The 23392-nt window shown below is 60.4% G+C and carries 19 protein-coding genes and 2 pseudogenes; 12 read left to right on the top strand and 9 right to left on the bottom strand.

What is annotated here, in order from left to right; genetic code table 11:
• Positions 1-359 precede the first annotated feature (359 nt).
• Positions 360-1259: pseudogene (locus FJ942_RS17515) on the bottom strand (LysR family transcriptional regulator).
• Between the two features lie 185 nt (positions 1260-1444).
• Here FJ942_RS17515 and FJ942_RS17510 point away from each other — a divergent pair.
• The 3 genes from FJ942_RS17510 to FJ942_RS17500 all read left to right on the top strand — a co-directional run bounded on the left by FJ942_RS17510 (position 1445) and on the right by FJ942_RS17500 (position 4545).
• Positions 1445-2728, top strand: a complete 1284-nt coding sequence (locus FJ942_RS17510) for a serine hydrolase domain-containing protein (RefSeq protein WP_140898365.1) — start codon at positions 1445-1447, stop codon at positions 2726-2728.
• Positions 2729-2761: 33 nt separating this feature from the next.
• Positions 2762-3643: an NmrA family NAD(P)-binding protein gene (locus FJ942_RS17505; RefSeq protein ID WP_140898363.1), complete on the top strand. Its 882-nt coding sequence runs from the start codon at positions 2762-2764 to the stop codon at positions 3641-3643.
• 74 nt (positions 3644-3717) lie between these two features.
• Complete coding sequence (locus tag FJ942_RS17500; RefSeq protein WP_140898361.1) at positions 3718-4545, top strand: aldo/keto reductase; 828 nt, start codon at positions 3718-3720, stop codon at positions 4543-4545.
• A gap of 341 nt (positions 4546-4886) precedes the next feature.
• On the opposite strand, the gene FJ942_RS17495 is transcribed toward FJ942_RS17500, so the two are convergent.
• Positions 4887-6146, bottom strand: a complete 1260-nt coding sequence (locus tag FJ942_RS17495) for an amidohydrolase family protein (RefSeq protein WP_246679819.1) — start codon at positions 6144-6146, stop codon at positions 4887-4889.
• 5 nt (positions 6147-6151) lie between these two features.
• A complete protein-coding gene (locus tag FJ942_RS17490) occupies positions 6152-6964 on the bottom strand; it encodes an SDR family NAD(P)-dependent oxidoreductase (protein ID WP_348642143.1) in 813 nt (270 codons plus the stop codon).
• Between the two features lie 181 nt (positions 6965-7145).
• Between FJ942_RS17490 and FJ942_RS17485 the strand changes: the two genes are divergently transcribed.
• The 4 genes from FJ942_RS17485 to FJ942_RS17470 all read left to right on the top strand — a co-directional run bounded on the left by FJ942_RS17485 (position 7146) and on the right by FJ942_RS17470 (position 11056).
• Positions 7146-8039 carry a LysR family transcriptional regulator gene (locus FJ942_RS17485; protein ID WP_140685912.1) on the top strand — a complete coding sequence of 298 codons (894 nt, stop codon included), beginning with the start codon at positions 7146-7148 and terminating at the stop codon, positions 8037-8039.
• Positions 8040-8230: 191 nt separating this feature from the next.
• Positions 8231-9325: a 3-isopropylmalate dehydrogenase gene (gene leuB, locus FJ942_RS17480; RefSeq protein WP_140898359.1), complete on the top strand. Its 1095-nt coding sequence runs from the start codon at positions 8231-8233 to the stop codon at positions 9323-9325.
• Positions 9326-9445: 120 nt separating this feature from the next.
• Positions 9446-10288 carry a fumarylacetoacetate hydrolase family protein gene (locus FJ942_RS17475; protein ID WP_140670410.1) on the top strand — a complete coding sequence of 281 codons (843 nt, stop codon included), beginning with the start codon at positions 9446-9448 and terminating at the stop codon, positions 10286-10288.
• 159 nt (positions 10289-10447) lie between these two features.
• Positions 10448-11056, top strand: coding sequence for a flavin reductase family protein (locus tag FJ942_RS17470; protein WP_140670408.1), 609 nt, complete (start codon positions 10448-10450; stop codon positions 11054-11056).
• A 191-nt stretch (positions 11057-11247) separates the two neighbouring features.
• On the opposite strand, the gene leuD is transcribed toward FJ942_RS17470, so the two are convergent.
• The 6 genes from leuD to FJ942_RS17440 all read right to left on the bottom strand — a co-directional run bounded on the left by leuD (position 11248) and on the right by FJ942_RS17440 (position 18358).
• Entirely contained in the window at positions 11248-11874 is a 627-nt protein-coding gene (gene leuD, locus FJ942_RS17465) for a 3-isopropylmalate dehydratase small subunit (protein ID WP_140670406.1), read from the bottom strand.
• Positions 11875-11881: 7 nt separating this feature from the next.
• On the bottom strand, positions 11882-13288 hold the full coding sequence (leuC, locus tag FJ942_RS17460) for a 3-isopropylmalate dehydratase large subunit (RefSeq protein WP_140670404.1): 1407 nt from the start codon (positions 13286-13288) through the stop codon (positions 11882-11884).
• A gap of 374 nt (positions 13289-13662) precedes the next feature.
• Positions 13663-14355, bottom strand: coding sequence for an ABC transporter ATP-binding protein (locus tag FJ942_RS17455; RefSeq protein ID WP_140898500.1), 693 nt, complete (start codon positions 14353-14355; stop codon positions 13663-13665).
• A gap of 2 nt (positions 14356-14357) precedes the next feature.
• On the bottom strand, positions 14358-15155 hold the full coding sequence (locus tag FJ942_RS17450; RefSeq protein ID WP_181169939.1) for an ABC transporter ATP-binding protein: 798 nt from the start codon (positions 15153-15155) through the stop codon (positions 14358-14360).
• Positions 15148-17064, bottom strand: coding sequence for an ABC transporter permease (locus FJ942_RS17445; protein ID WP_140898354.1), 1917 nt, complete (start codon positions 17062-17064; stop codon positions 15148-15150). The genes FJ942_RS17450 and FJ942_RS17445 overlap by 8 nt, the downstream gene beginning before the upstream one ends.
• A gap of 79 nt (positions 17065-17143) precedes the next feature.
• The gene (locus FJ942_RS17440) at positions 17144-18358 is read right to left on the bottom strand and encodes an ABC transporter substrate-binding protein (protein WP_181169937.1); all 1215 of its coding nucleotides are present in this window, start codon (positions 18356-18358) and stop codon (positions 17144-17146) included.
• Between the two features lie 777 nt (positions 18359-19135).
• On the opposite strand from FJ942_RS17440, the pseudogene FJ942_RS17435 reads away from it, so the two are divergent.
• The 5 genes and pseudogenes from FJ942_RS17435 to FJ942_RS17415 all read left to right on the top strand — a co-directional run.
• Positions 19136-19300: pseudogene (locus tag FJ942_RS17435) on the top strand (JAB domain-containing protein); the annotation flags it as partial.
• Between the two features lie 231 nt (positions 19301-19531).
• Positions 19532-20713, top strand: coding sequence for a PfkB family carbohydrate kinase (locus FJ942_RS17430; RefSeq protein WP_140521013.1), 1182 nt, complete (start codon positions 19532-19534; stop codon positions 20711-20713).
• Between the two features lie 36 nt (positions 20714-20749).
• Entirely contained in the window at positions 20750-21526 is a 777-nt protein-coding gene (locus FJ942_RS17425; RefSeq protein WP_140495807.1) for a glutamine amidotransferase, read from the top strand.
• Between the two features lie 27 nt (positions 21527-21553).
• Positions 21554-22324, top strand: coding sequence for an ATP-binding cassette domain-containing protein (locus FJ942_RS17420; RefSeq protein ID WP_140495806.1), 771 nt, complete (start codon positions 21554-21556; stop codon positions 22322-22324).
• A 31-nt stretch (positions 22325-22355) separates the two neighbouring features.
• Positions 22356-23342: an autoinducer 2 ABC transporter substrate-binding protein gene (locus FJ942_RS17415; protein ID WP_140817540.1), complete on the top strand. Its 987-nt coding sequence runs from the start codon at positions 22356-22358 to the stop codon at positions 23340-23342.
• Positions 23343-23392: the final 50 nt, after the last annotated feature.

Genomic DNA, 23392 nt, shown 5'->3' with positions numbered 1-23392 from the left:
TGCGTGCTGCTAGGCAACAGCGGCCCACGATTTTCAATGAAGACGCGCCGTTGTCTTACGGAAAGCTCACATCCTGTCCAAAACCGGAGGCAATTGCCTGGACGCGAATGTCCCCCGCGTGCAAAGGCGGTCGCCGAGTTGCTCGACCATGTGCCCCCTCGTCAGAGCTGAAGCATGCGTCACCGGCAGCCAGGCGATGATATCCAGCGGCTGAGGCGCTGGATTGCATCGGCCGCTCGATCCATGGCCTGAGCGGCGCCCCCGTCGGCTCATATGACCGTTATGCAACACCATCATGCGAGGCGGCAAGCATTTTTGCCGCGGACAGCCAGGGCCGTGCGCGGCAAGAATGCCCCCCGCTACGCCGCCGCGATCCGTTGAACAAAATCCAGAAAAGCCCGCACTTTTGCCGGCGGCATGTGGCGGGACGGATGATAGGCGTAAAGCGGAAACTGTTCGTCGGACTATTCCGCCAGGATCGTCGTGAGCGCCCCGCTCTCAAGCCACTCGTCGAGGCCGATGGCAAGGCTCTGGAATATGCCTTGCCCGGCGAGACCGGCCGCGACGGCAGCGGAGGGATCGTCCATGACCAACCGCCCCGACGCCTTGATCTCGATGGCCCCGTTATCCCCTCGGAATTCCCAGGTGAACGGCCGCCCGGTCTGTGGGTCGCGAAATAGGATGCAATCGTGGTGCATCAGGTCGTGGGGCGTGGCTGGAATGCCGTGACGGTCGAGATAGCTTGGGGCGGCACAGGTCAGGACTGGTACGTCCAGCAGTTTGCGCGCGATCAGCGAGGATTCGTCCGGCGGACCGAAGCGCACGGCGACATCCGCGCCGCTCATCATCTCTTCGCGATAGTTGCTGGTGGTCAGATCGAGCGACAGTGCGGGGTAGCGTGCCAGGAATTCACCGATCCTCGGCGCCAGCACCATTCGCGCGAACCAGGGATCGATCGAAACCCTGAGCCGTCCGCCGACAAATGCCGCCGAACCGGCGGCTTCGGAGGCCGCCTCCTCCAGTCCGGCCAGCAGCGGCATTATCCGGGCATGGAAGCGCGCGCCCTCCCCCGTCAGAGTGACCTCGCGCGGATTGCGGTCGAAAAGCCTGACACCGACGCGTTGTTCGAGCCTCGCCACGGCACGGCTGACCCCCGATGGCGTGAGACCAAGAACATCCGCGGCCCGCACGAAATTGCCCGCTTCCATCACCGCCCCGAAAACGCCGACCCCGGTCAGCAACCGCGTGTCGAAACTCATGCCCTTTCTCCTTTGCAAGGTCGGTGATCAACCGTCCCATCATGATGATTTTGAGTCATCTTATCTTTGATATTATTGCGCGTGAATCATCGCATTGCTTCCCATAGATGATTTTTGAGCGCCCGGGCGGCGCAGCGGCACACCGGACCGCGGAAATCTCCGGCCTTGCGAGAAGGAATTCATCCATGAATGCGATCTCACGCAGAAGCCTGTTGGCGCGTGGCGGCCTTTTGCTCGCGGCGGGCGCCGCCGCCGTGAACTCGCCGGTCAACGCACTGGCGGCCAACCCGCAAGCGCGGTCCGGCAACTTCAAGTCCATCGACATGGCAATGGAACAAGCGGTGCGGGACGGTACCGTCGCCGGCGTCGTTGCCACCGCGGCAGGACCAGACAGCGTGATCTACGAAGGAACTTTCGGAAAGGCCAATACCGTCACCGGAGCAATGATGCGCCCCGATACGGTATTCTGGCTGTTGTCCATGACGAAGGCCTTCACCGCTACGGCCTGCATGCAGCTAATCGAGCAGGGCAGGATCGACCCCGAGGACGATGCGGCGAAATATCTACCACAACTCGCCAATCCGATGGTGTTGGAGGGTTTCGACGGCGACGGCCAGCCGCGCCTGCGTCCGGCCAAGCGGGCCATCAAGGTGCGTCACCTGCTCACACACACCTCCGGCTATACCTATTCGATCTGGAGCGATGCACTAACCCGCTACGAGAACGTCACCGGCATGCCGGACATCGCCACGTGCAAGAACGGCGCCTTCCTGGCCCCGCTCGAATTCGACCCCGGCGAACACTGGCAATACGGCATCAGCATGGACTGGGTCGGAAAGCTGGTGGAAGCGGTCAGCGACCAGTCACTGGAAGTCTATTTCCGCGAGAATATCTTCGCCCCGCTCGGCATGACCGATTCAGGCTTCCTGATCGGAAGCAAGCAGAAGGCCAGGGTCGCCACCTTCCATAACCGTCGCGAAGACGGCGGCCTGACGCCCGCGCCCTTCGAAATGCCCCAGCGGCCGGAATTCTTCATGGGCGGCGGCGGCGGCTTCAGTACGCCGCGCGACTACATGGCCTTCCTGCGGATGCTGCTGAACGGAGGCACTCATAAAGGCGTACGGGTGCTGAAGCCGGAAACGGTCGCGTCGATGATGCGCAACCAGATCGGCGACCTCGACGTCCATGCCATGAGGACCGCCCAGCCTGCCTATTCGCAGAGCTTCGACCAGTTTCCCGGCGAGCCCCACAAGTGGGGATATTCGTTCGACATCAACACGCTGCCCGGTCCGAACGGTCGGTCGGCAGGCAGCATTTCCTGGGCCGGCCTGCTCAACTGCTATTTCTGGCTCGACCCGGTCAGGAAGGTGACCGGCGCCATCTTCACCCAGCTTCTGCCCTTCTACGACCAGAAGGTCGTGAAGCTCTACGGCACATTCGAGCGCGGCCTCTACGACAGCCTCGCCTGATCAATTCCCGACCTCAACACCAGGAGACATATCATGTATGCGATTACAGGAATTACTGGCAAGGTCGGCGGCGCGCTGGCGAAAGCCCTGATCGATGCCGGAGAACCGGTCCGTGCGGTGCTGCGCGACCCCGCCAAGGCGGAAATCTGGCGCAAGCGAGGTTGCGAAATCGCCTTTGCCGAGATGGACGCCGCCGCGCAGCTTGCTGCCGCCTTCAAGGGAGCCACTGGCGTGTTTATCCTGCCGCCGTCGGAATTCGACCCGGCGCCCGGCTATCCGGAAGCGGCGAAGCAGAATGAGGTGCTGACGACCGCTCTCCTTGCTGCCCGCCCGGAAAGGGTCGTCTGCCTCTCCACCATCGGCGCCGACGCGGAAGTGGACAATCTGTTGAGCCAGCGGACGATGCTGGAACGAGCCCTCGGCGAGCTCGATCTTCCCGTTACCTTCCTGCGGCCCGGCTGGTTCATGGAAAATGCGGCCTGGGACGTCGCGCCGGCCCGCGATGAAGGCGTGCTGCATAGCTTCCTCCAGCCTGCCGACAAGACCTTCGCCATGGTGGCGACGCAGGATATCGGCCGGCTTGCCGCAGATCTGATCTGCGAGCAATGGATCGGCAAGCGGGTCGTAGAAATGGAAGGCCCCGCACGGGTCTCGCCCAACGATCTCGCCAATGCCTTCGCGTCGGCACTCGGGCATCCGGTGCGGGTGGAGATCGTCCCGCGGGAAAGCTGGGAGGGCCTGTTTCGTGCCCAGGGTACGCGTAACCCACAGCCGCGCATGCGCATGCTCGACGGCTTCAACGAAGGCTGGATCGACTTCAAAACAGCCGGCGAAAACCGTGCCATGGGCACGACATCACTTGAGCAGGTGATCGAAACGCTGGTCCGGCAGGCGGCCGCGAGCGAGACCGCCTGAGCCCGCCGGGAGAACGGGCGGCGGACGGCTTCTGCCTCTGCCGCCGCGTCCCTCGCAACTTGAGAGGAATGATCATGGAAACGGTTGAAACTCAAGGCGTCGCCATCCCCCGTCTGGGGCTTGGTACATTCCGGATGCCGGGAGATGCCGCCCGATCCGTGGTCGAAAGCGGGCTTGCCCTCGGGTTCCGACATCTCGATACGGCAGCCATGTACGACAACGAAGCCGCCGTCGGGACCGCACTCGCCACTTCCGGCTTGAAGCGTGCGGATCTCTTCGTCACCACCAAGGTCTGGCACGACAAGCTCGCCCCCGACGCCCTGCGCCGATCGTTCGATGCCAGCCTCGGCAAGCTTCGTCTCGACCATGTTGATCTCTTTCTGATCCATTGGCCGTCGGCGAACATGAAGATGGACGCCACGTTGGAAGCGATCACCAAACTGAAGGAAGAAGGGCTGGCCCGCGCCATAGGCGTCTGCAACTTCAACATGCCCATGATCCGGCGCGCTGTTGAGGATATCGGCGCCCCCATCGCCGTTCATCAGGTGGAATATCATCCGTTCCTGTCGCAGACGCCGATGCTGGATTATCTTCGCGGCAAGGGTATTCCGATGATCGCCTATGCGCCGCTTGCGCAGGGCCGGGCCGCAAGGGATCCCGTCCTCGCCGGGATCGGTGAAAAGCACAGAGCCACCGCCCAGATCGCCATCGCTTGGCTTCTGGACCAGGAACGAGTCATCGCGATTCCCAAAGCCGCTCACCCCTCGAGTCAGCGAGCCAATCTCGATGCGCTCAATATTCGCCTCGACGATCAGGACCGCGCGGCCATCGCGGCTTTGCCGAAGAACCTACGTTACGTGGACCCGCCTTTTGCTCCAAACTGGGAGGCTGCAACGTCCTGAAACGCAGGTTCGTCAATCCACGGGCTAACCTCAAAGGACACCCTCGATTTAACCGTACAATCCGTTTGTTGGAACCACGGCTATTGGAGGCGTCGGTCCTCATCCTCCGAGGCGAATGTCCTTAGCTCAGCGGCGTCCATCTAACTGCTGACGCCATGCGCCTCATCGACGCGTACCGAGAAGCGGCCCGTCCGCCGGATTGCCAACGTACAGTGTACTGTCGCTTCAGATCGCGCGCGGGCCGCAGGTCCGCGTCCCCCGACGATACTTAAAAGACTGAGCGAATTTGTTCGCGCCCGTCGCCCTCGCCACAGCCTCCATCTTGTCGAATCCGTCCACCCTTAGTGGGAAAGTTCGTTCTTGTAGAAAACCCCACCCTTCATGATCGCCTGGAAGGATTTGCCCTCGTCGCCGAGCAGCGAGATGTCCTTCAGCGGATCGCCGTCTATCACAATCATGTCAGCATAGGCCCCCGCGGCGATGGTGCCGATCTTGCCAGGCATCAAGCACAGTTCGGCCGCGTTGAGGGTGGTCGAGCGGATCACCTCGATGGGCGGCAGCGCCTCGGCGCGGATATTGAATTCCAGGTTCTGGTGTGGATGTAGAAAGCCGAGATGATCCGAACCATGGCAAATCTTTACACCGGCCTTGTACATGATCTCGAGCGATTCCGGGCCACGATCACGCACCCACTGCAGGCGCTCAACGGCGGCAGCGTCGAGTCCGAGCCTTTCAGCCTCGATGATTTGTCCCTCGTATGCGCTGATTGTCGGCGTTGAATAGGCGCCCTTCTCGGCCATGATCGCGGCCGTCGCGGGGGTGATCAGCGTACAGTGCTCGATCGACTTGATCCCGCAGGCCAGCGCCCGCGCGATTGACTCGTCCGAATGTGCGTGCACGCAGACGTAGGTCTTGGCGTTCTCCGCTTCTTCCTGGAAGGCGCGAAGCTCATCCATCGAATAGGCATTCCATGAGCGTGGCATCCGCAGCTGCGCCGCGCCGCCGCCGGCCATCACCTTGATGAACTGAGCGCCTTTGCGTATCTCCTCGCGCGCCGCGCGGCGACACTCATCAACGCCGTCGACGATCTTCGACACGTTGCCGAGTTGATTGTTGAAGGTCTCAGCCGAGATCAGTTCGCCGCGCTCGCGCGGATCGGTATGGCCGCCGGACTGGACAAAAGCCTTGCCGCACATGGTCAACCTGGGTCCGTCGATCAGACCGCTTTCAAGCGCGTATTTGAAGCCCAGCGTCGCCCCACCGACGTCGCGGACTGTCGTGAAGCCGCGCAACAGCATGCCCTTGACGATCTTGGCCGCGTGCAGCGCCACCAGTTCGTTGGGCATACGTGAGCTGGCGGACGGATCTTCAGCGGCCGAATAAACGTGGACGTGGCAATCGATCAAGCCGGGCATCAGCGTCTTGCCCTTCAGGTCGATCATGATCGCGTTGGCGTCCTTAATCGGCTTGTCGGAAACTTCGTCAATCATGCCTTCCGACACCCGTATATGACGGTCATACTCCCCGTCGTCCGAGGAACCATCAAGCACGCGCGCGTTCTCGAAGACAAATGAAGGCATGGGAATCTCCTCTTCAATCATTCCTGTTAATAGGTCGCACGTCCGCCCGACAGGTCGAAGACCGCTCCGGTGGTGAAGGAATTCTCCTGCGTCGCCAGCCAGCAGATCATGGACGCGGCCTCCTCCAGTTCGAGCATGCGGCCGCGTGGGATCTTGCCAAGGATATAGGCTATATGTTCGGGCGCCTGGGCCATCGCGCCCGGTGTCTTGGCGACGGCCGGCGTCACGCAGTTGACGGCGATGTTGCGATCGGCCAACTCCTTACCAAGCGACTTGGTTAGCGCGATCACGCCGGCTTTCATTGACGAATAGGCAACCGCATTGGGATTGCCTTCCTTGCCGGCGACAGAGCTGATGTTGACGATGCGTCCGTAACCCTTCTCCATCATGTGCGGCACGACCGTGCGGCAGCAGTGGAAAGTTCCGTTGAGGCCGACCTGGACCACCTCTGCGAAGGCTTCCGGCGGGTACTCCCAAGTCGGCATGTTAGGGCCGACAAGGGCGGCATTGTTAATCAGGATGTCGACCTTGCCGTAGCGCCCGAGCGTCGCCTTTGTCGCCGCTTCCACTGAAGCGAGCACGCCGATATCGGCCGTCCGGCAGTATACGCGGTCGGCGTCCGCGAGCTTGTCGGCGCAGGCCCTTAGAACTGTTTCGTCGCGGTCCCAGATGGCAACGCTAGCGCCCGATTCGAGCATACGCTTGACCACCGCAAACCCGATACCTTGAGCGCCGCCCGTGATGACCGCGGTGCGGCCTTCGAGATCATATTGATTCATGTATGGACGGATCCTGACCTTGCCGTTGGTGCCCGCTTCGCCGCACGTGGGCAATTTCATTTTGTGTTTTCTGCCAAACGGGAATACGACCTTATTGGAGACATGGTGGGCAGCGCGAAGACTTGATTGGGAACGCGTGCGTCGTGATCCGCGATGCGCCCCAGCGCGACCGAACCATTCGCGATTGTCGGTCCATCCTTGGATCGTGGTCGGGCAACCTAAGCATGGAGCTTTGTAACGAGTGCGTTTCGACCTGTTGTCACTGGAATTGTTCGTCGCAGTCTGTGAGGAGCAAAGCATTGCCAAGGCCGCCGACCGCGAGCACATAGCTGCATCTGCAATCAGCAAGCGCATTTCCGATCTCGAGGCCAGGCTCAAGACACCGCTGTTCTTGCGTGGTTCCAAGGGGTTGGAACTCACCGCGGCCGCCAATTCCCTGCTGTACCACGCCCGCGTGGTCATGCGCGACCTGCGCCAGATGGAATCCGAGCTGTCCAATCATGCCAGCGGCGTGCGCGGCCACGTCCGCGTCTATGCCAGCGTTTCCACCATCATCCAACACCTTCCGCGTGACCTGCGCGAGTTCCTCGCCCTACACGACGCCGTGCGCATTGACCTGCAGGAAGGGACCAGCCAGCAGGCGCTCGAGGCGGTGGCGGAGAACGCCGCCGATATCGGCGTCTTCGGCGGCGTTGTGCCGCGCCAAGGCTTGAAGATCATCCCCTACCGTGTCGACCGCATTGTCGCACTCGTTCACAAGGACCACCCGCTGGCGGACCGCACGATCGTCAAGTTTGCTGAATTCACCGATTTCGATCTAATCGGGCCGATGAAGGGATCCTTCCTCGACTCGCTTGTGCTACGCGCTGCTTCCGACCTCGCCCGCTCGTTGCGGATGCCGGTCCGCGTGAACGGTTTCGAGACGGTATTCAGCATGGTTGAAGCCGGACTGGGGATCGGCTTGGTGCCGGAGAAGTGCGCCGAGCGCTATGTGACCAGCGGCAACACTGTCGCCATCGTCCTTGACGAAGCCTGGGCCGAGCGCCAGTGGAATCTTTGCGTGCAGGCAAGCCAGACCATGCCGCCGCCGGTGCGGTTGCTGCTTAACCATCTCACCAACAGCGAAACCCGATAAGGCCGCTTGATTTCGCCAGCCGTCCTCGTCGGTGCGGTCCGCCCGCGACCGCCGAGGCGCGTTCGCCTATGGCGATGGGCTGTTTCCGAAGGACGACTTCGAGGATGCACGCGACACTCCTATAAGACACCCGAAAGGGCGCGCGCCGTGGTGGTTTGCGCTCCTGTGAAATCCATCTGGAGGAATAGGACGTGAAAATCGCGGTACTTCCCGGCGACGGCATCGGCAAGGAGGTGACCGCTGAGGCGGTCAAAGTGTTGCGCGCACTTGCCGGCGCTGGACTCGCCTTCGAGATGACCGAAGCCATCATCGGCGACGAAGGCATTCAGACCGTCGGCGATGCGTTGCCGGCGAAAACGCTTGAGCTCTGCCGTGCGGTTGACGCTATCCTGCTTGGCGGTACCGGTGTGCCCGCCGACGAGCACCGCCCACCATCCGAGGGCGCTGGAAACGGGCTGTTGCGGCTTCGCCGGGCGCTGTCGCTCTATGCCAATTTTCGTCCGGTGCTACTCTATCCCGAATTGCTCGACGCCTCGACGCTGAAGCCGGAGGTGGTCGAAGGCGTCGATATGCTGATCCTGCGGGAGTTGAATGGTGACCTGTATTTCGGCGAGCCCCGCGGCATCTCTGTCAACGCGGCCGGCGAGCGCGAAGGCATCAACACAATGCGCTACACCGAGAGCGAGATAGAGCGTATCGCCCATGTAGGCTTCAAGGCGGCGCAAAAACGCGGCAGGAAGCTGTGCTCTGTCGACAAGTCGAACGTGCTGGAGACAATGATGTTGTGGCGCGAGGTGGTGACCCGCGTCGGCAAGGACTATACGGATGTGGAACTGACCCATCTCTATGTCGATGCAGCCTCCATGGCGCTGATCCGCAATCCCAGGCAGTTTGACGTCATCGTCACCGGAAATGTCTTCGGTGACATCCTCTCCGATGCCGCAGCGATGCTTGCTGGTTCAATCGGCATGCTGCCGTCGGCCTCGTTGGGTGTCGGAAACAAGGGACTCTACGAACCTGTCCACGGCACCGCACCCGACATTGCGGGCCGCAATATTGCCAATCCGCTGGCAGCGATTCTGTCGGTAGCGCTGATGCTGCGCTATTCTTTCTCGCTGGAACATGAGGCCGCGCGCATCGAGGCTGCGGTCCGCTCGGCGCTTGCCGCCGGCTACCGCACCCCCGACATTATGCGGCCCGGCTGCCGCAGGGTCTCCACAAGCGAGATGGGTGACGCCGTTGTAGAGGTTCTCGTCGCCGGAACCAGCAGGCAGGTGGTCGGCTGATCCGTCCGATGCGCCGCAAGCTCCCGGGAAGGAGAGGCCGTCTCCTGCCCGGGGCGTCTTCAATCCAGGTATGACGCTCGACTGAAATTCCAGGTGGGCGCAAAATGAGTACGACACGCGATGAAATTGCTGCGCTATGGCGAGCCGGGTGCTGAAAAGCCTGGCATTCTCGACCGCAAGGGCCTCATTCGTAACCTGTCCGGCCATGTCTCCGATATTGCCGGCGAGACGCTGTGTCCCAGCGGTCTCGACGCGCTCCGTGCGATCGATATCGCCAGTCTCCCGGTCGTCGAGGGCAATCCACGCATCGGCCCTTGCGTCGCCGGGACCGGCAAGTTCGTCTGCATCGGGCTGAATTATTCCGACCATGCCGAGGAAACCGGCGCCACGGTGCCGTCCGAGCCGATTATCTTCATGAAAGCAACTTCGGCGATCACCGGTCCATACGACCGGGTCGAGATCCCACGCGGTTCCGAAAAGACGGACTGGGAGGTCGAACTCGGCGTTGTTATTGGCAAGACCGCGAAATACGTCTCGGAGGACGAGGCGATGGACCATGTCGCTGGCTATTGTGTCGTCAACGACTTATCCGAGCGCGCCTTCCAAGCCGAACGACAAGGTCAGTGGACCAAGGGCAAGTCGGCCGACACCTTCGGCCCGCTCGGCCCCTGGCTGGTCACCGCGGACGAGGTGTCCGATCCACAGGCGCTGAAGATGCACCTCGAGGTCAACGGCAAAGCCTTCCAGAACGGCTCGACAGCGACCATGGTCTACGGCGTGCGGCACTTGGTATCCTATCTGTCGCAATTCATGAGCCTGCGCCCCGGCGATATCATTTCCACCGGCACTCCGCCCGGCGTCGGCCTCGGTCAGAAGCCGAATATCTTTCTCAAGGCTGGCGATGTCATTACCTTGGGCATCGAGGGTCTTGGCGAACAGCGCCAGCAATGCATTCAGGCGTAGCGATCGGATGCTCCATGACCGTCGACCCGACGCCTTTGACGTGGGTGGCAGCGATTAAATCCTCGAAGGCTGACGATTTCCGTTCGCCATCCCGGTTAGGGGCCTTCCCATCGCCGATCAATGTTGGCATCTGACATCTCTAGACCCGCCGGAGCAGGCATGCATTTCAATTTTTCCGACCTCAAGCCCATTGAGCGATACAAGCTCCTGTCCTCCACCATCACGCCCCGCCCTATAGCCTGGGTTTCCACCATCAGCGAAGCCGGTCAGCGCAACGCCGCGCCGTTCTCCTTCTTCAATGTTTTCGGCGAGGATCCGCCGGTTGTCGGATTCTCGATCAACGACCGCAGTCCCGGCGACCGGAAGGACACAGGCCGTAACATCCGCGCCACCGGCGAGTTCGTCGTCAACCTGGTCGACGAGGATCGGCTGAAGGTGATGAACGTCACGGCCACCGAATACGTCCCGGCCGTCGACGAGTTCACCGTCTCCGGGCTGAGCTCGCAGGCCTCGCTTTCGATCGGCGCGCCGCGCATCGCAGAAAGCCCGGTGTCCTTCGAGTGCAAGCTGATGCAAATCGTCGAGCTGGGGTCAAACCGTTCGCTTATCCTCGGCCTTGTGCAAGTCATGCATATCCGCAACGACCTGCTCATCAATCCGGAACGCTTCCATGTCGATACGGCGAAGATGCGCGTCGTCGGGCGGATGCAGGGTAACAGCTACATTGTCTGCGACGACATTTTCGAGATGGCACGGCTTCAGCCATGAGCCGGATTGCGGGAAATGGAAGCGGCGCTTCCTTCACGGCGTTCGGCGCTCGTCGAGCGGGTGTCAGGGCGGCGGAGCGAGAGCGACCATATGGAGTTTTGGCGTATAACCGAGGCAAGTCGTTCGAGCCATGGATGACCCTGCGTGGTCTCAAAGCGCAGCCGACAATAACGCCATTTGGCCCTTTCGTGTCATTCGGCGACTGCCCCGAGACTGAGCCATGGCGTCGCTTGCGCCGACGCTTTCTCATGATCTTTGATTGCCGGCAGTTCCGCCAGAGTGTCGTCGATGAAATCATTGCCCTTCAGCAGCCGCTCCCGGTCGGAATCGACAATCAAGAACGGCACTGTGCCAAGCCGCAGGTGGCTGAGCTCGCGCCTTTCCAGGTCCACCGTGAAGCGCGCTTCCTGCGGATTCGCCGCCGCGCGCAGGCACTCTGCTAGCACGTCCTCGCTGACGGTCGCAGGAATGATGCCGTTGTTGATGCAGTTCGCCTTGAATATATCGGCGAACATGGAGGAGATCAGGCAGCGTATGCCGAATGATTTCAGTGCCCAGGGCGCGTGCTCGCGGGACGAACCGGAGCCGAAATTACGCCCCGCGATGATGATCGTCGCCTCGTCATAGGGCTGCTTGTTGAGGATAAAGTCCGGATCTGGTGTGCCGTCTGGTCTGTAGCGCAGGCTATGAAACAGGAACGGTGCCATCGCGTTGCGATCCGGCTTGCGCAGGAACTGCTGGGGATAGATCAGGTCTGTGTTGATGTCGGACATCGGAAAGGGCGCGGCGATGCCGCTGTGTCCAGAGATCGGTTCCATATTCGCCTCAGATCAGTTCGCGCACGTCTGTCAAATGGCCGGTGATCGCCGCTGCCGCGGCCATGGCGGGGCTCATCAGATGCGTACGCGCACCGCGCCCCTGTCGCCCTTCGAAATTCCGGTTCGAGGTCGATGCGCATCGTTCGCCAGGTTTCAGCCGCTCGCCATTCATCGCCAGGCACATCGAGCAGCCAGGCTCACGCCAGTCGAAGCCAGCCTCGATGAAGATCTGGTCGAGTCCCTCCTGCTCAGCCTGGTCCTTGACCGGCCCCGAACCAGGCACAATCCAGGCGGTCGTACCGTCGGCGACCTTGCGCCCCCGCACCACTGCGGCCGCGGCCCGCAAATCCTCGATGCGGCCATTGGTGCACGAGCCGATGAAGACGTGATCAACGTGGATGTCGGTCAGCGCCTGTCCGGGCTGCAGGCCCATGTAGTCGAGTGCGCCTTGGATACTGGTGCGCTCGCTCTCGTTGTCGCAGGATGAAGGGTTTGGCACCCTGCCTACGATCGGCAGCGATTGGCCGGGATTGGTGCCCCAGGTGACGAAGGGCACTACGTCGGATCCGGCGATTTCGACATCCGCGTCGAAGAACGCATCCGGATCTGACTTCAGCGAGCGCCACGAATCCGCTGCCCGGCCCCACATTTCGTCCTTCGGCGAGTATTTGCGTCCTTCCAGATAGGCGATGGTCTTCTCGTCGGGCGCCACCATGCCGGCGCGCGCGCCGCCCTCGATCGACATGTTGCACAGCGTCATGCGCTGTTCCATGGTCAGCGCCCGAACCGCCTCTCCCTGGTATTCGATGACGTGGCCGGTACCACCTGCCACGCCGATCGTATGCAGAATCGAAAGGATTAGGTCTTTCGCCGTTGCGCCGGAGGGCAGTTCGCCCTTCACGTTGACACGCATCGACTTGGACTTGCGCTGCACGATGGTCTGCGTCGCCAGCACGTGCTCGACCTCGGAGATGCCGATGCCAAAGGCGAGTGCCCCGAATGCGCCATGGGTGGAGGTGTGGCTGTCGCCGCACACCAGCAGCGCTCCGGGCAGCACAAAGCCGAGTTCAGGCCCGATCACGTGGACGATACCCTGCCGGCGGTTGCCGACCGAATAGACGTCGATACCGGCCTGCCGGCAGTAGGCCTCAATGTCCTGGACCATCTTGCGGGCGTCCTCGTCCTCATAGGCGATCCCGTTGACGCGGGGCGTCGTGGGAACGACGTGGTCGGCCACGCCGATCGTCAGATCGGGACGGTGCACCTTGCGCCCGCGCGCACTTAGCCCCGAAAATGCGTAAGTCGCGACACCTTCATGAACCAGATGTCGGTCGACAAAGAGAATGGCCCTGTTGTCGCCCAGTGGCTTGACGACATGGGCATCCCAGATTTTTTCATACAGCGTCTTCGCCATGGTGACCTCTTCGCGGCGCCGCCTGATTGCATCTGCCGAGGACACTCGCTGAACGGCGCATGCGACTGGACACCAGGCGCTCGTCGTCGGCGAAATCCCCGGAGGTATCAGGCCGCCTGCAATCTAGGAGTTAGCCCACATGCCTTGAAGGCTCATTTCGACATGGCTCCGTCGCGAACGACGATGCGGATCACGCCACCGTCCAGTTGCTTCTGCCAGCCGCATCTTCAAAATCAGCGGAGCGGCTGGACAGTTCTGCCTCCCAGCCCTGTCAGGCGTTGGTCGGCATTCCAAGCCGACGCCTAAAACGGTCGGTCATGAAGGCTCCGATCCCGGCACGCCTTCCTACACGCAACGAGAAGTACGGAGAATTGTCAGACACCAAGATAGTCGAGTAGACTTTGTTCCTCATCAGCCATCTGGAGATTCGTCAATTCCTTTACGATCTTCCCGTTCTCGATCATGTAGTATTTGTCCGTAACCTCAGCCGCAAACTGAAGATTCTGTTCGACCAATAGAATTGTCAGACCGGTCGACTTGATATCATTAATGATCGCACCGATTGCATCGACAACTACAGGAGCCAAGCCCTCGGTTGGCTCATCTAGCAGGAGGAACGACGCTCCCATATAGAGCGGACGCGCGATCGCCAGCATCTGCTTCTCTCCGCCAGACAGAGACGCTGCCTTTTGCAGGCGCCGTGCCTTGAGAATCGGGAAATGCTGGTAGATCCGTTCAAGTGGCCATCCTGTGGTTTTGTTCGGCCGACCGATGGTCAGATTTTCATGGACGTTCAATGTCGAAAATATGCCGCGGTCCTCAGGGGCAAAGCCCACTCCCATCCTGCAAATGCGCTCGGGCGAAAGGTCGATGATTTCCGAGCTGCCAAAACGGATGCTTCCCGTCCGGCGCGGTATGTCACCAATGATGGATTTAAGCAGCGTGGTCTTGCCGGCGCCGTTGCGCCCCACCAGCGTCACGACCTCGCCTGCGTCGACTGACAGGCCGACGCTCTGCAATATATGGCTTTCACCATAATAGGCATCGAGATTTCTTATCTCCAACATACTCAATGGCGTTTTCCCAGATAGGCTTCGATTACGCGAGGGTCCTTTCGTACGTCGTCATAGCGACCGCAAGCGAGCAGAGCACCCTGCTGCATGACGATGATTTCGTCGGCGACATCGGCGATGACTCCAAGATTGTGCTCCACAACGATGATCGTGCGCTCGCGGGACAATTGGGCGATTAGGTCAGTCGTGCGTGACACGTCCGCACTCGTCATCCCTGCGGTCGGTTCGTCGAGAAGAAGGAGCGCCGGGTGCGCCGCCAAGGAGATCGCGAGTTCCAAGGCCCGTTTGCGGCCATAGGAAAGATCATTGGCCGGCCGCTCGCGCAAAGATGGCGGAATGCCGACCTGATCCAGCAAAGCGTTGGCTTCAGGTCTGTGGTTCTCGTGCCAGCCTGACTTCGCCAGCACTTTGGCGCCCCCATCCGCTCGCCGTTGCACCGACAGGACAACATTGTCCATGACCGACAGATTGGGAAATATGCTGGTGATTTGAAAACTTCGCACGATCCCGCGCCGGGCAAACTGTTCGGTGCGCAGCGAAGTCATGTCTTCACCGTTAAACAGCAGACGACCACGCTTGGGCCGATAAAAACCGCTCAAGATATTGAACAGAGTGGTCTTGCCGGCGCCGTTCGGTCCGATGATCCCGTAAACCGGCTTTTTCTCGAACTTCAAGCTGATGTTGTTGATGGCCGTGAAACCGCCAAAGCTCATTGTGACCGACTGCAGTTCAAGGAGCGGCACGGCTGTCGAACCCGCCCCGTAGACGGAGTTACTAACGCCAGGATCAGGCATCGGCCACCTCTCCGGTTGTTGCAATCTGGTTCGGGTTTGCAGCGTAAAGCTCACCCTTTGCCGGCATATCGGGCGACGTGGCGCGATCAACCGAATGATGCACGATCTCGCCGAGTATTCCGCGTCGGAACAACAGTACGACGGCCACGAACAGAAGGCCGAGGAACAGGCTGCCATTGTCCGTGATTGACGACAACGTATTGCGCATGAGCAAAACGATGCCACTGCCTAGAAATGGGCCGAAGATGGTACCGGCGCCGCCAAGCAGCGTCATCATGATAGGCTCTCCAGAAGCGCGCCATGAGACCATTTCAAGGGTAACGAACTGATGGTTAAGGGCATAGAGAGCGCCGCCGATCGAGCACACCGCCGCCGAAAATACATACGCCTTCACACGCAAGCCGTAGACGCTGTACCCAAGGCTCATCATGCGTTGCTCGTTCTCGCGGGCGCCGAGAAGCGCAAGGCCGTACGGCGACTTGAGAAGTCGAATTACCGTGAAAATCACCAAGGCAGCGGCAGCGAGGCAAACATAATAGAAGATCCGGTCGTCCTTGAGGTCCAAGCCCCGGAGCGTTGGTCGAACCAATCCGTGCAACCCGTCCTCACCGCCCGTGTAGTCGGGAAACTGATTGACGACGAAATAAACGATCGACGCGAATGCAAAGGTGATCATGGAGAAATAGATCCCTTTCTTTCTTGCGACGATGAAGCCAAAAAGAAGACTTACAATGGTGCTCAGGGCGACGCCGCCAAGCAACGAAAGGAACATCGGAGCCCCGAACTTAACCATCAGGATCCCGGTGACGTAGGCCGACATGCCCCAATAGGCGGCCTGGCCGAACGAGAGGAGTCCGCCGATCGCGAACAACAGATCGAAACCAACCGCAAACAGCCCCCAAAGGATAATGTCGGTCGCAAGGACCGGATAGACCAGCCACGGAAGCAAAAGCGCTGCCGCCAGCGCAATGAGAGCGGTGGGTCGGCTCAAGAACACCCGCCGCGCACGCTCGGTCATCGGTGTATAATGCAGCGCGAAATGCGAAATATCGATGCCTTGGAAAATCCCGCCCGGGCGTACTAGAAGCACGACAAGCATCAGAATGTATATGACTGCGGAGGCCGCCGGCGCATAGAAGATGGCCGCGACAGCCGAGACGAGGCCTGACGCAAAGCCCATGATTGCCGATCCGGCGATCGAGCCCATGCCGCCGGCGACGACCACGGCGAAGACGAAATTGATCATTTCCTCTCCCATGAACGGCGACACGTTGCGCATCGGTGCGGAAAGCGCCCCTGCGAGCCCAGCCAGAGCGGAGGCGAAAAAGAACGTGCCGGACACGAGAAGGGGCACATTGCCGCCGAAGCATTTAAGCAGATCGGGCCGCTCCGATGCCGCCCGGATCAGCGCTCCCAGGCGCGTGCGCTCAAGCGCCAAATATGTGCCCAGGCATAGAAATACCGATACCACAACGACGAAGAGGCGATATTTCGGGTATGAGGCGAAGCCGAGGCTGACGGCACCCTTGAGAAGGTCAGGCACCAGGTATGGCGCCGACGTAACGCCGTAAAAAATTCGAACAACGTCTTCGATGATCAGCGAGAGGCCGAAGGTCAAAATCAGGATGTAGGCGAGATCCAAGCCATAAAGTCGGCGGATGAGCAGCCGCTCAATAATCACACCAAGCAGTCCGACCAGAACGGCGGAAATGAGAAAGCCCAGCCAAAGCGAAACACCGAGATGCGATCCCAGAATCACCGCGACGATTGCGCCCAGCATGAACATCGCGCCATGCATGAAATTGACCACGCGCATCATGCCGAAGATGATGCTCATGCCGAGACTCATCAACGCCAGGACACCTCCCGTCACAAGTCCGTTGAAGAGTAAAATTGCATAGTAAGACATTGGCCGGCCTCGGTTGCGTTGCGGATGAACGCCTCCCTCCGTCGGCGATTAGCCGATGGCGGGAGGCATGCTTCTTCCGCTACCAATCGTGCTTGCAGGTGCTTTCTGCTTCCGGGTAGTACGCCTCATCCCCTGGAACCGACCCGACGATGTTAAAAAAGTCGCTGTCGTTCTTGACCTCCGATGCGGGTTTGACCTGGCCAATAAAGGTACGCTTCACCACAAGATGGTCACGCTTGCGCATGAGCGCGTCCTTGGTGAACATGTCGCTGAAACGCCGACCTTCTAGGGCTTCCGTTACCTTGTCGGGATCGTCCGTCCCGATTTCTTGGACGGCCTTCAGTACTTGATAGACGGCAGAATAGTTGCCCGCGTGTATGTCACCAGGGTAGAAGCTCAGCTTCTCGCGGAAACGCTTTGTGAATTTCCGGGTTTCGTCGTCGAGATCCCAATACCAGATCAGCGCGGCGTTTACGCCGGCCCACGTGTCAGGCCCGAGAGCCTTCACATCAGAAAGATTCAACTGTCCGGGAACAATCTTTATTCCGGCATCCATCAAGCCGAATTCACGGGCCTGCTTAACCGCGTTGCGCAGATCCTGTCCGGATTCAAGGATGCCAATAGCCTCGGCGCCAGCCGCCTGCGCTTTGAGAAGATAGCTTGAGAAATCGTCGTTCGGGAACGGCACCATATCCACCCCGACGACCTCGCCACCGTTTTGCTTAACGGCACTCGAGAAAGAAGCCAGCAACGACTTTCCGAAGGCAAAGTCGGCTGTGATAAAATACCATTTTTTGGTGCCATCCTGGGTCATTTTCTTGACCGGCGCGGACATGGCTGAGGTATCGTATCCATAGTGCCAAGTGTATTTGCCGCAGGCTTCATTAGTAAGCGCCATGGTTCCCGGGCTAACGAAGGTCGTCAGAATGTGCCTTTCGTTGGCGAGCTTGGCTATGGCGATGGCTGCAGCGGAACTCGACACGTCGGTAATGAGGTTCACGCCCTGAGAGTCTATGATCTCGCGCGCCTTATTGACCGAGAGTGCAGGATCCAGCTTGTTGTCGACGACGATGACATTGATCGGTACGCCGTTGACCTTTCCACCGAAGTCATCAACAGCCATCTTGGCGAATTCAACGTCACCGGGACCCGATGTTTCTGAGTAAACCGAAGAAAGATCGGTCAACATCAGGATATTGAACTGTTTGGCTTTCATCTGGGCATACGCCGGGACGGTACCGGCAAAAGCGATAGCCGCCAGCAGGCCAGCGGCGGCCAATGATTTTATCCGCATTTCAACTCCTCCTCCTCGAAAACAGGCATCCCTAGCCGTGAGCCACTCCAGTGACCGCATCTTATTGTCATTCGGTTTTTAGCGGCAACGAAAGCAATGGGAGAAGTCTCATATGGGCAGCACGTCATCGCGTTTGGAGATGCACCACATCGCGCCCATCGCATCGCCATGGTAAACTCCAGAACATCCGCTGGCCAACCTCGAATGATTTCCGCGTGCGCCAAGGTTTTACCGCGTTTCACTGATCGCGGCGCCCCTCTGGTGACCGAGCGACACTAGTAGGCGGAACATTCCTGTATGTTCGCGACACTTCATCCTATGGGCGCTGCCGAGCTCCAGCGCCCTCAATTCAGTATCTTCTTCCTCACCTCGAAAGGGCTCATTACCGAACCTGTCCCGAGCGGCAAAACAGGTGAGAGGACGGTCTTAGTGTCCGCTTTGAAATTTCGGCCCTTGAGTTTCTGATTGACCGGATGTGAGGCGCAAAGCTGTCATCATCGCCTTAGCGCTCCAATGCAGCGCCGAGTTACGACGAGAAGCCACGGTGATCGCGGCGACACTCACTTTGCATAAACATCAGTCGTTCAGAGAGCGCTTGAACAGGTAAGCGCTCAGATCCGTTGATGATCGGTACGTCACAGTACCGAGCAAATGCGATTGTGACCAAGCGTGAAAGATCACTAATGGTCATTAGATACATGCCCCAATTGACGACGCCACCTCTCCCGCACTTAATCGCAAGCGATTGATAAATACCATGAATAGGGCCTCGGTAGTTTGGTGCACAACCACCCGTCGGGCGATCCGACGCCATCGCGTGCCGATATCGAGATGACCAAGGAGATCATCGACGCGGCCAAGCGGCTGGGCATTTCCGTGCATGACCACATCATCATCGGTCGCAAGGGCTATTCCAGCATGAAGGGCTTGCTGCTGATCTAGATCATCGGCTCGGCGAAGCTATCCGAATGAAAGCAGGCAATTCGCCGACGCAGTCTTTCGGCTTAAGAATTGAAAAACGTTCAATTCTGGAACGAATGACCCGCAATTGGGGCCACATCGCCATAGTTTTCCAAGTTTCTCTGCAAATTCCAGACCTTTTTAGAAGATAATTCCGTTGAGGGGCGGCATTTCCGTTGATACCGTTTGAAACGCTTCAATCGGAGCCAACCATTGCAACGCAAGCGCCCAACCATAGCGGATGTCGCACGCGCGGCCGGTGTCTCCATCGGAACGGTGTCGAACTTCATCAACGGGACTGCCGGCCTGAAGGAGGCCACGCGCGAACGCATCGAAAAGGCGATCGCCACGCTGATGTACCGGCCGAGTTCGTTTGCGCGCTCGCTGCCGGGCCGCGCGCCCCACAGGCCGAAGAATCTCGATCATCTGCCGAGGCTCCTGGTCGCGGGCCGGGTCAGTGTCGACTTTCTCTGCCGCGTCGACGTCCTGCCGCATCGCGACGACCGCATCACAGCCAGCCATATCGAGAAGGCGCTGGGCGGGCCCGCGGCCAATCTCGCGGTTGCCGCCGCCGGTGTTGGGGCGCCCTACGCTCTCGACGTGGAACTGGCGACGGCGGTCGGTGAAGACCCGGAGAGTGACTGGGCGCTCGGCGCGCTTTCCAAACTGGGCGTCCACGCATTGCCGATCCGCAACACGCCCAACAACCGCCTTTCGCAAGCCATCGTGATCATCGAGCGCAATGGTAGCCGCACGATCATCAGTGAACCGTTCGAACTCGGCGAGATCGATCTGACCGCCAATCTGGACATCCAGCCCGAGCCGCGCCCGGCCTGTCTTCACATCGAAGGCTTCCACTACGAAACGATGACCGCTTCCATCGCGCGCTTTCATCAGGCCGGCTGGAGGGTGAGCCTGCATTCGGCCGGCCTGCCCAAGAGCGCACGCACGCCTGAAACCTTCACGCAGATGGTCCGGCACATCGACCTGACCTTCATCAACGATGTGATGATGCGGGAGATTTTCGACTTTCGCTCCAGGATGGCGACGATGATCGAAGAGGTGCGGCTGATGCTGGCGCGCATCAAGCCGCGCGGAACGGTCGTGCTCACTCTCGGCGAGTTTGGCGCGGTCGTCTTTCCGGCGAATGGCGGACCGCAGATCGAGGTGCCGGCACTGCCTGTCGACCGCGTGGATGCGACGGGCGCCGGCGACAGCTTCGCCGGCATATTCCTAAGCCTCTGGCTGCATGGTGCGTCGCTGGACGACGCCGCCCGCCATGCGGCGATCGGCGCGAGCCTGACGACCACGGTCGAAGGCGCACAGGGCTACATCGCGGATTTCGCGACTTTGAAGGCTGCCGCTTTGGCGAACAACGCCATGTTGGCAAGCTGAACCAACAACTTACGGGAACCCAGGAGAGTATTGGTCATGGCGAAAACAAGAGTGCTTCTGGTCGGCGAGAGCTGGATGAGTTCGGCGACCCACTACAAGGGGTTCGATCAGTTCGGCAGCGTCACCTTTCACCTGGGCGCGACGCCGCTGGTCGATGCCTTGAAGAGCAGCGAATTCGACCTCGACTACATGCCGGCCCATGAAGCCGTCGAAAAGCTGCCTTTCACCACGGAGGGCCTGTCGCAATACAAGGCCATCATCCTCTCCGACATCGGCGCGAACTCGCTGCTGCTTCACCCCGATGTCTGGCTGCACGGCAAGACAGTGCCCAACCGGCTCAAGCTTCTGCGCGACTGGACGCAGGCCGGTGGTGGCATGGTCATGATCGGCGGCTATTTCTCTTTCCAGGGCATCGACGGCAAGGCGCGCTGGCACCGCACGGCCGTCGAGGAGGCGCTGCCGGTAACCTGCCTCCCCTATGACGACCGGCTCGAGATTCCCGAAGGGTTCCGGCCTGAAATCACCGGTCCCAAGGATCACCCGATCTTTGCCGGCATCGAAGGCGAATGGCCGCTGCTGCTCGGCGCCAACGAGGTCGTCGCTCGCGATCGCGATGACGTCGAAATCCTCGCACGGTTGCCGCAGGATCACGGCGGTCATCCGCTGCTGGTCACCGGCCGCCATGGCCAGGGCCGCACGCTGGCCTGGACGTCGGATATCGGCCCGCATTGGCTGCCCAACAGCTTCGTGGAATGGCCGGGCTATGCGCGTCTTTGGACCAACGTGCTGCGCTGGGTCAGCAAGGCCGTCTAGCCGACCAGCAACCGCCGGGGAACCGCCATGACAGAACCGTTTCTTGTCGCCAGAAATATCGCAAAGCGCTTCGGCGCTCTGACTGCGCTTGCCGATGTCGACCTGGAAATCCGCTCCGGCGAGGTGCTGGCGCTTCTCGGCGACAACGGCGCCGGCAAATCCACCTTCATCAAGATCCTGGCGGGCGCCCATCCGCCCAGCGATGGAAAGCTTCTCATCGAGGGCAATCCGGTGGCTTTCTCCTCGCCCAAGGATGCGGCGTCGTCGGGGATCGCGACGATCTTTCAGGAACTGGCGCTCTCGGAAAACCTGTCGATTGCCGAAAACGTCTTTCTCGGCCGCGAATTGAAACGCTCCATTTTGGGTATTCCCTTCCTGAAGCGCAAGGAAATGCGCCAGCGCGTCGACGGCCTGCTGAAAGAGCTCGACGCGCATATTTCCGATCCGGAAGCACCCGTCGGCAGCCTGTCCGGCGGTCAGCGCCAGGCCGTGGCCATCTGCCGGGCCCTCAATCTGAATGCCAGGCTGGTCATCATGGACGAGCCGACGGCGGCCCTTGCCGTCGCCGAAACCCGCAAGGTCCTGGCACTGACGCGGCGGCTTGCCGCGCGCGGTTGTGCCGTCGTCCTCATCAGCCACAACATTTCCGAAGTGTTCGAGGTTGCCGACCGCATCGTGGTGTTCCGGCGCGGCCGCAAGGTGGCCGAACGGCTGGCGGCCGAGACCAATCACGAGGAAGTCGTTTCGCTCATAACAGGCGCTCATCCCGACGTGCGGGCGCTTGAAAAATCAAACTGAAATGCACGTCCATTCCAGAGAGGATAAACCAATGCTTTCTCAACTCAAAAAAGCGCTCGCCGTTTCCGTGCTGTCACTCGTGGTCGCCACGGCGGCGGATGCCGCCGACAAGCCCAAGGTCGCCTTCGTCCCGCAATTGATCGGCATACCCTATTTCAATGCCATGGAAGCCGGCGGGAATCGCGCCGCGAAGGACCTGGGCGTCGATTTCATCTATTCCGGCCCCGTCGACACCAACCCGGTCGATCAGTTGCAGATCGTGCAGAACCTGATCGACCAGGGTGTCCAGGCGATCTCGGTCAGCGTGCTGGATGCGTCCAGCATCGCGCCCGTCGTCGAGAGCGCCAAGGCCAAGGGCATCAAGCTTTTCACCAGCGACAGCGATGCACCCGACAGCGGCCGTGCCGTCTATGTGGCGCAGGCGACCGACGAAGGGCTCGGCACGACGATCATCGATGAGTTGGTGAAGCGCGTCGGCGAGGACGCCACGATCGGCATCGTCTCCGGCGAGGCGACGGCGTCCAATCTCAACGCCTGGATCGGCTTCATGCAGAAAGAGGCCACCGCCAAATATCCGAAGCTGAAACTGCTGGCTCCGCAATTCGCCGGCGGCACGGCCGAGCGCGCCGCGCAGATATCAGGCGATCTCATGGCCGCCAATCCCGACATCAAGGCCATCATCGCCGTCGCATCCTCGACCTGCCCGGGCGTCGCCCAGGCCATCGAAACCGCCGGCAAGATCGGCTCCGTCATCGGCACGGGCTATTGCAGCCCGAACACGGCGCGATCCTACCTGAAGAGCGGCGCCTTCGGCTTCACCGTGCTGTGGGATCCCGAACAGCTGGGCTATCTCACGGTCTGGGCCGGCAAGCAGTTGATCGACGGCAAGAGCTTCGAAGCGGAAAACAAGATCGCCGGCCTCGAAAAGCCCGCCACCTATGATGCCGCCAAGGGCATCCTGCTGCTCGGACCGCCGGCGGTCTTCACGAAGGACAATGTCGACAAGTTCAACTTCTGAGCCTTGGGATGAACAGGGTGCGACAGTTTGGAAACGGCGTTTTGGCCATG

It is taken from the genome of Mesorhizobium sp. B2-4-2 (genome assembly GCF_006442845.1).
GTDB lineage: Bacteria > Pseudomonadota > Alphaproteobacteria > Rhizobiales > Rhizobiaceae > Mesorhizobium.
This window is presented reverse-complemented; position numbering and strand designations above follow the sequence as displayed.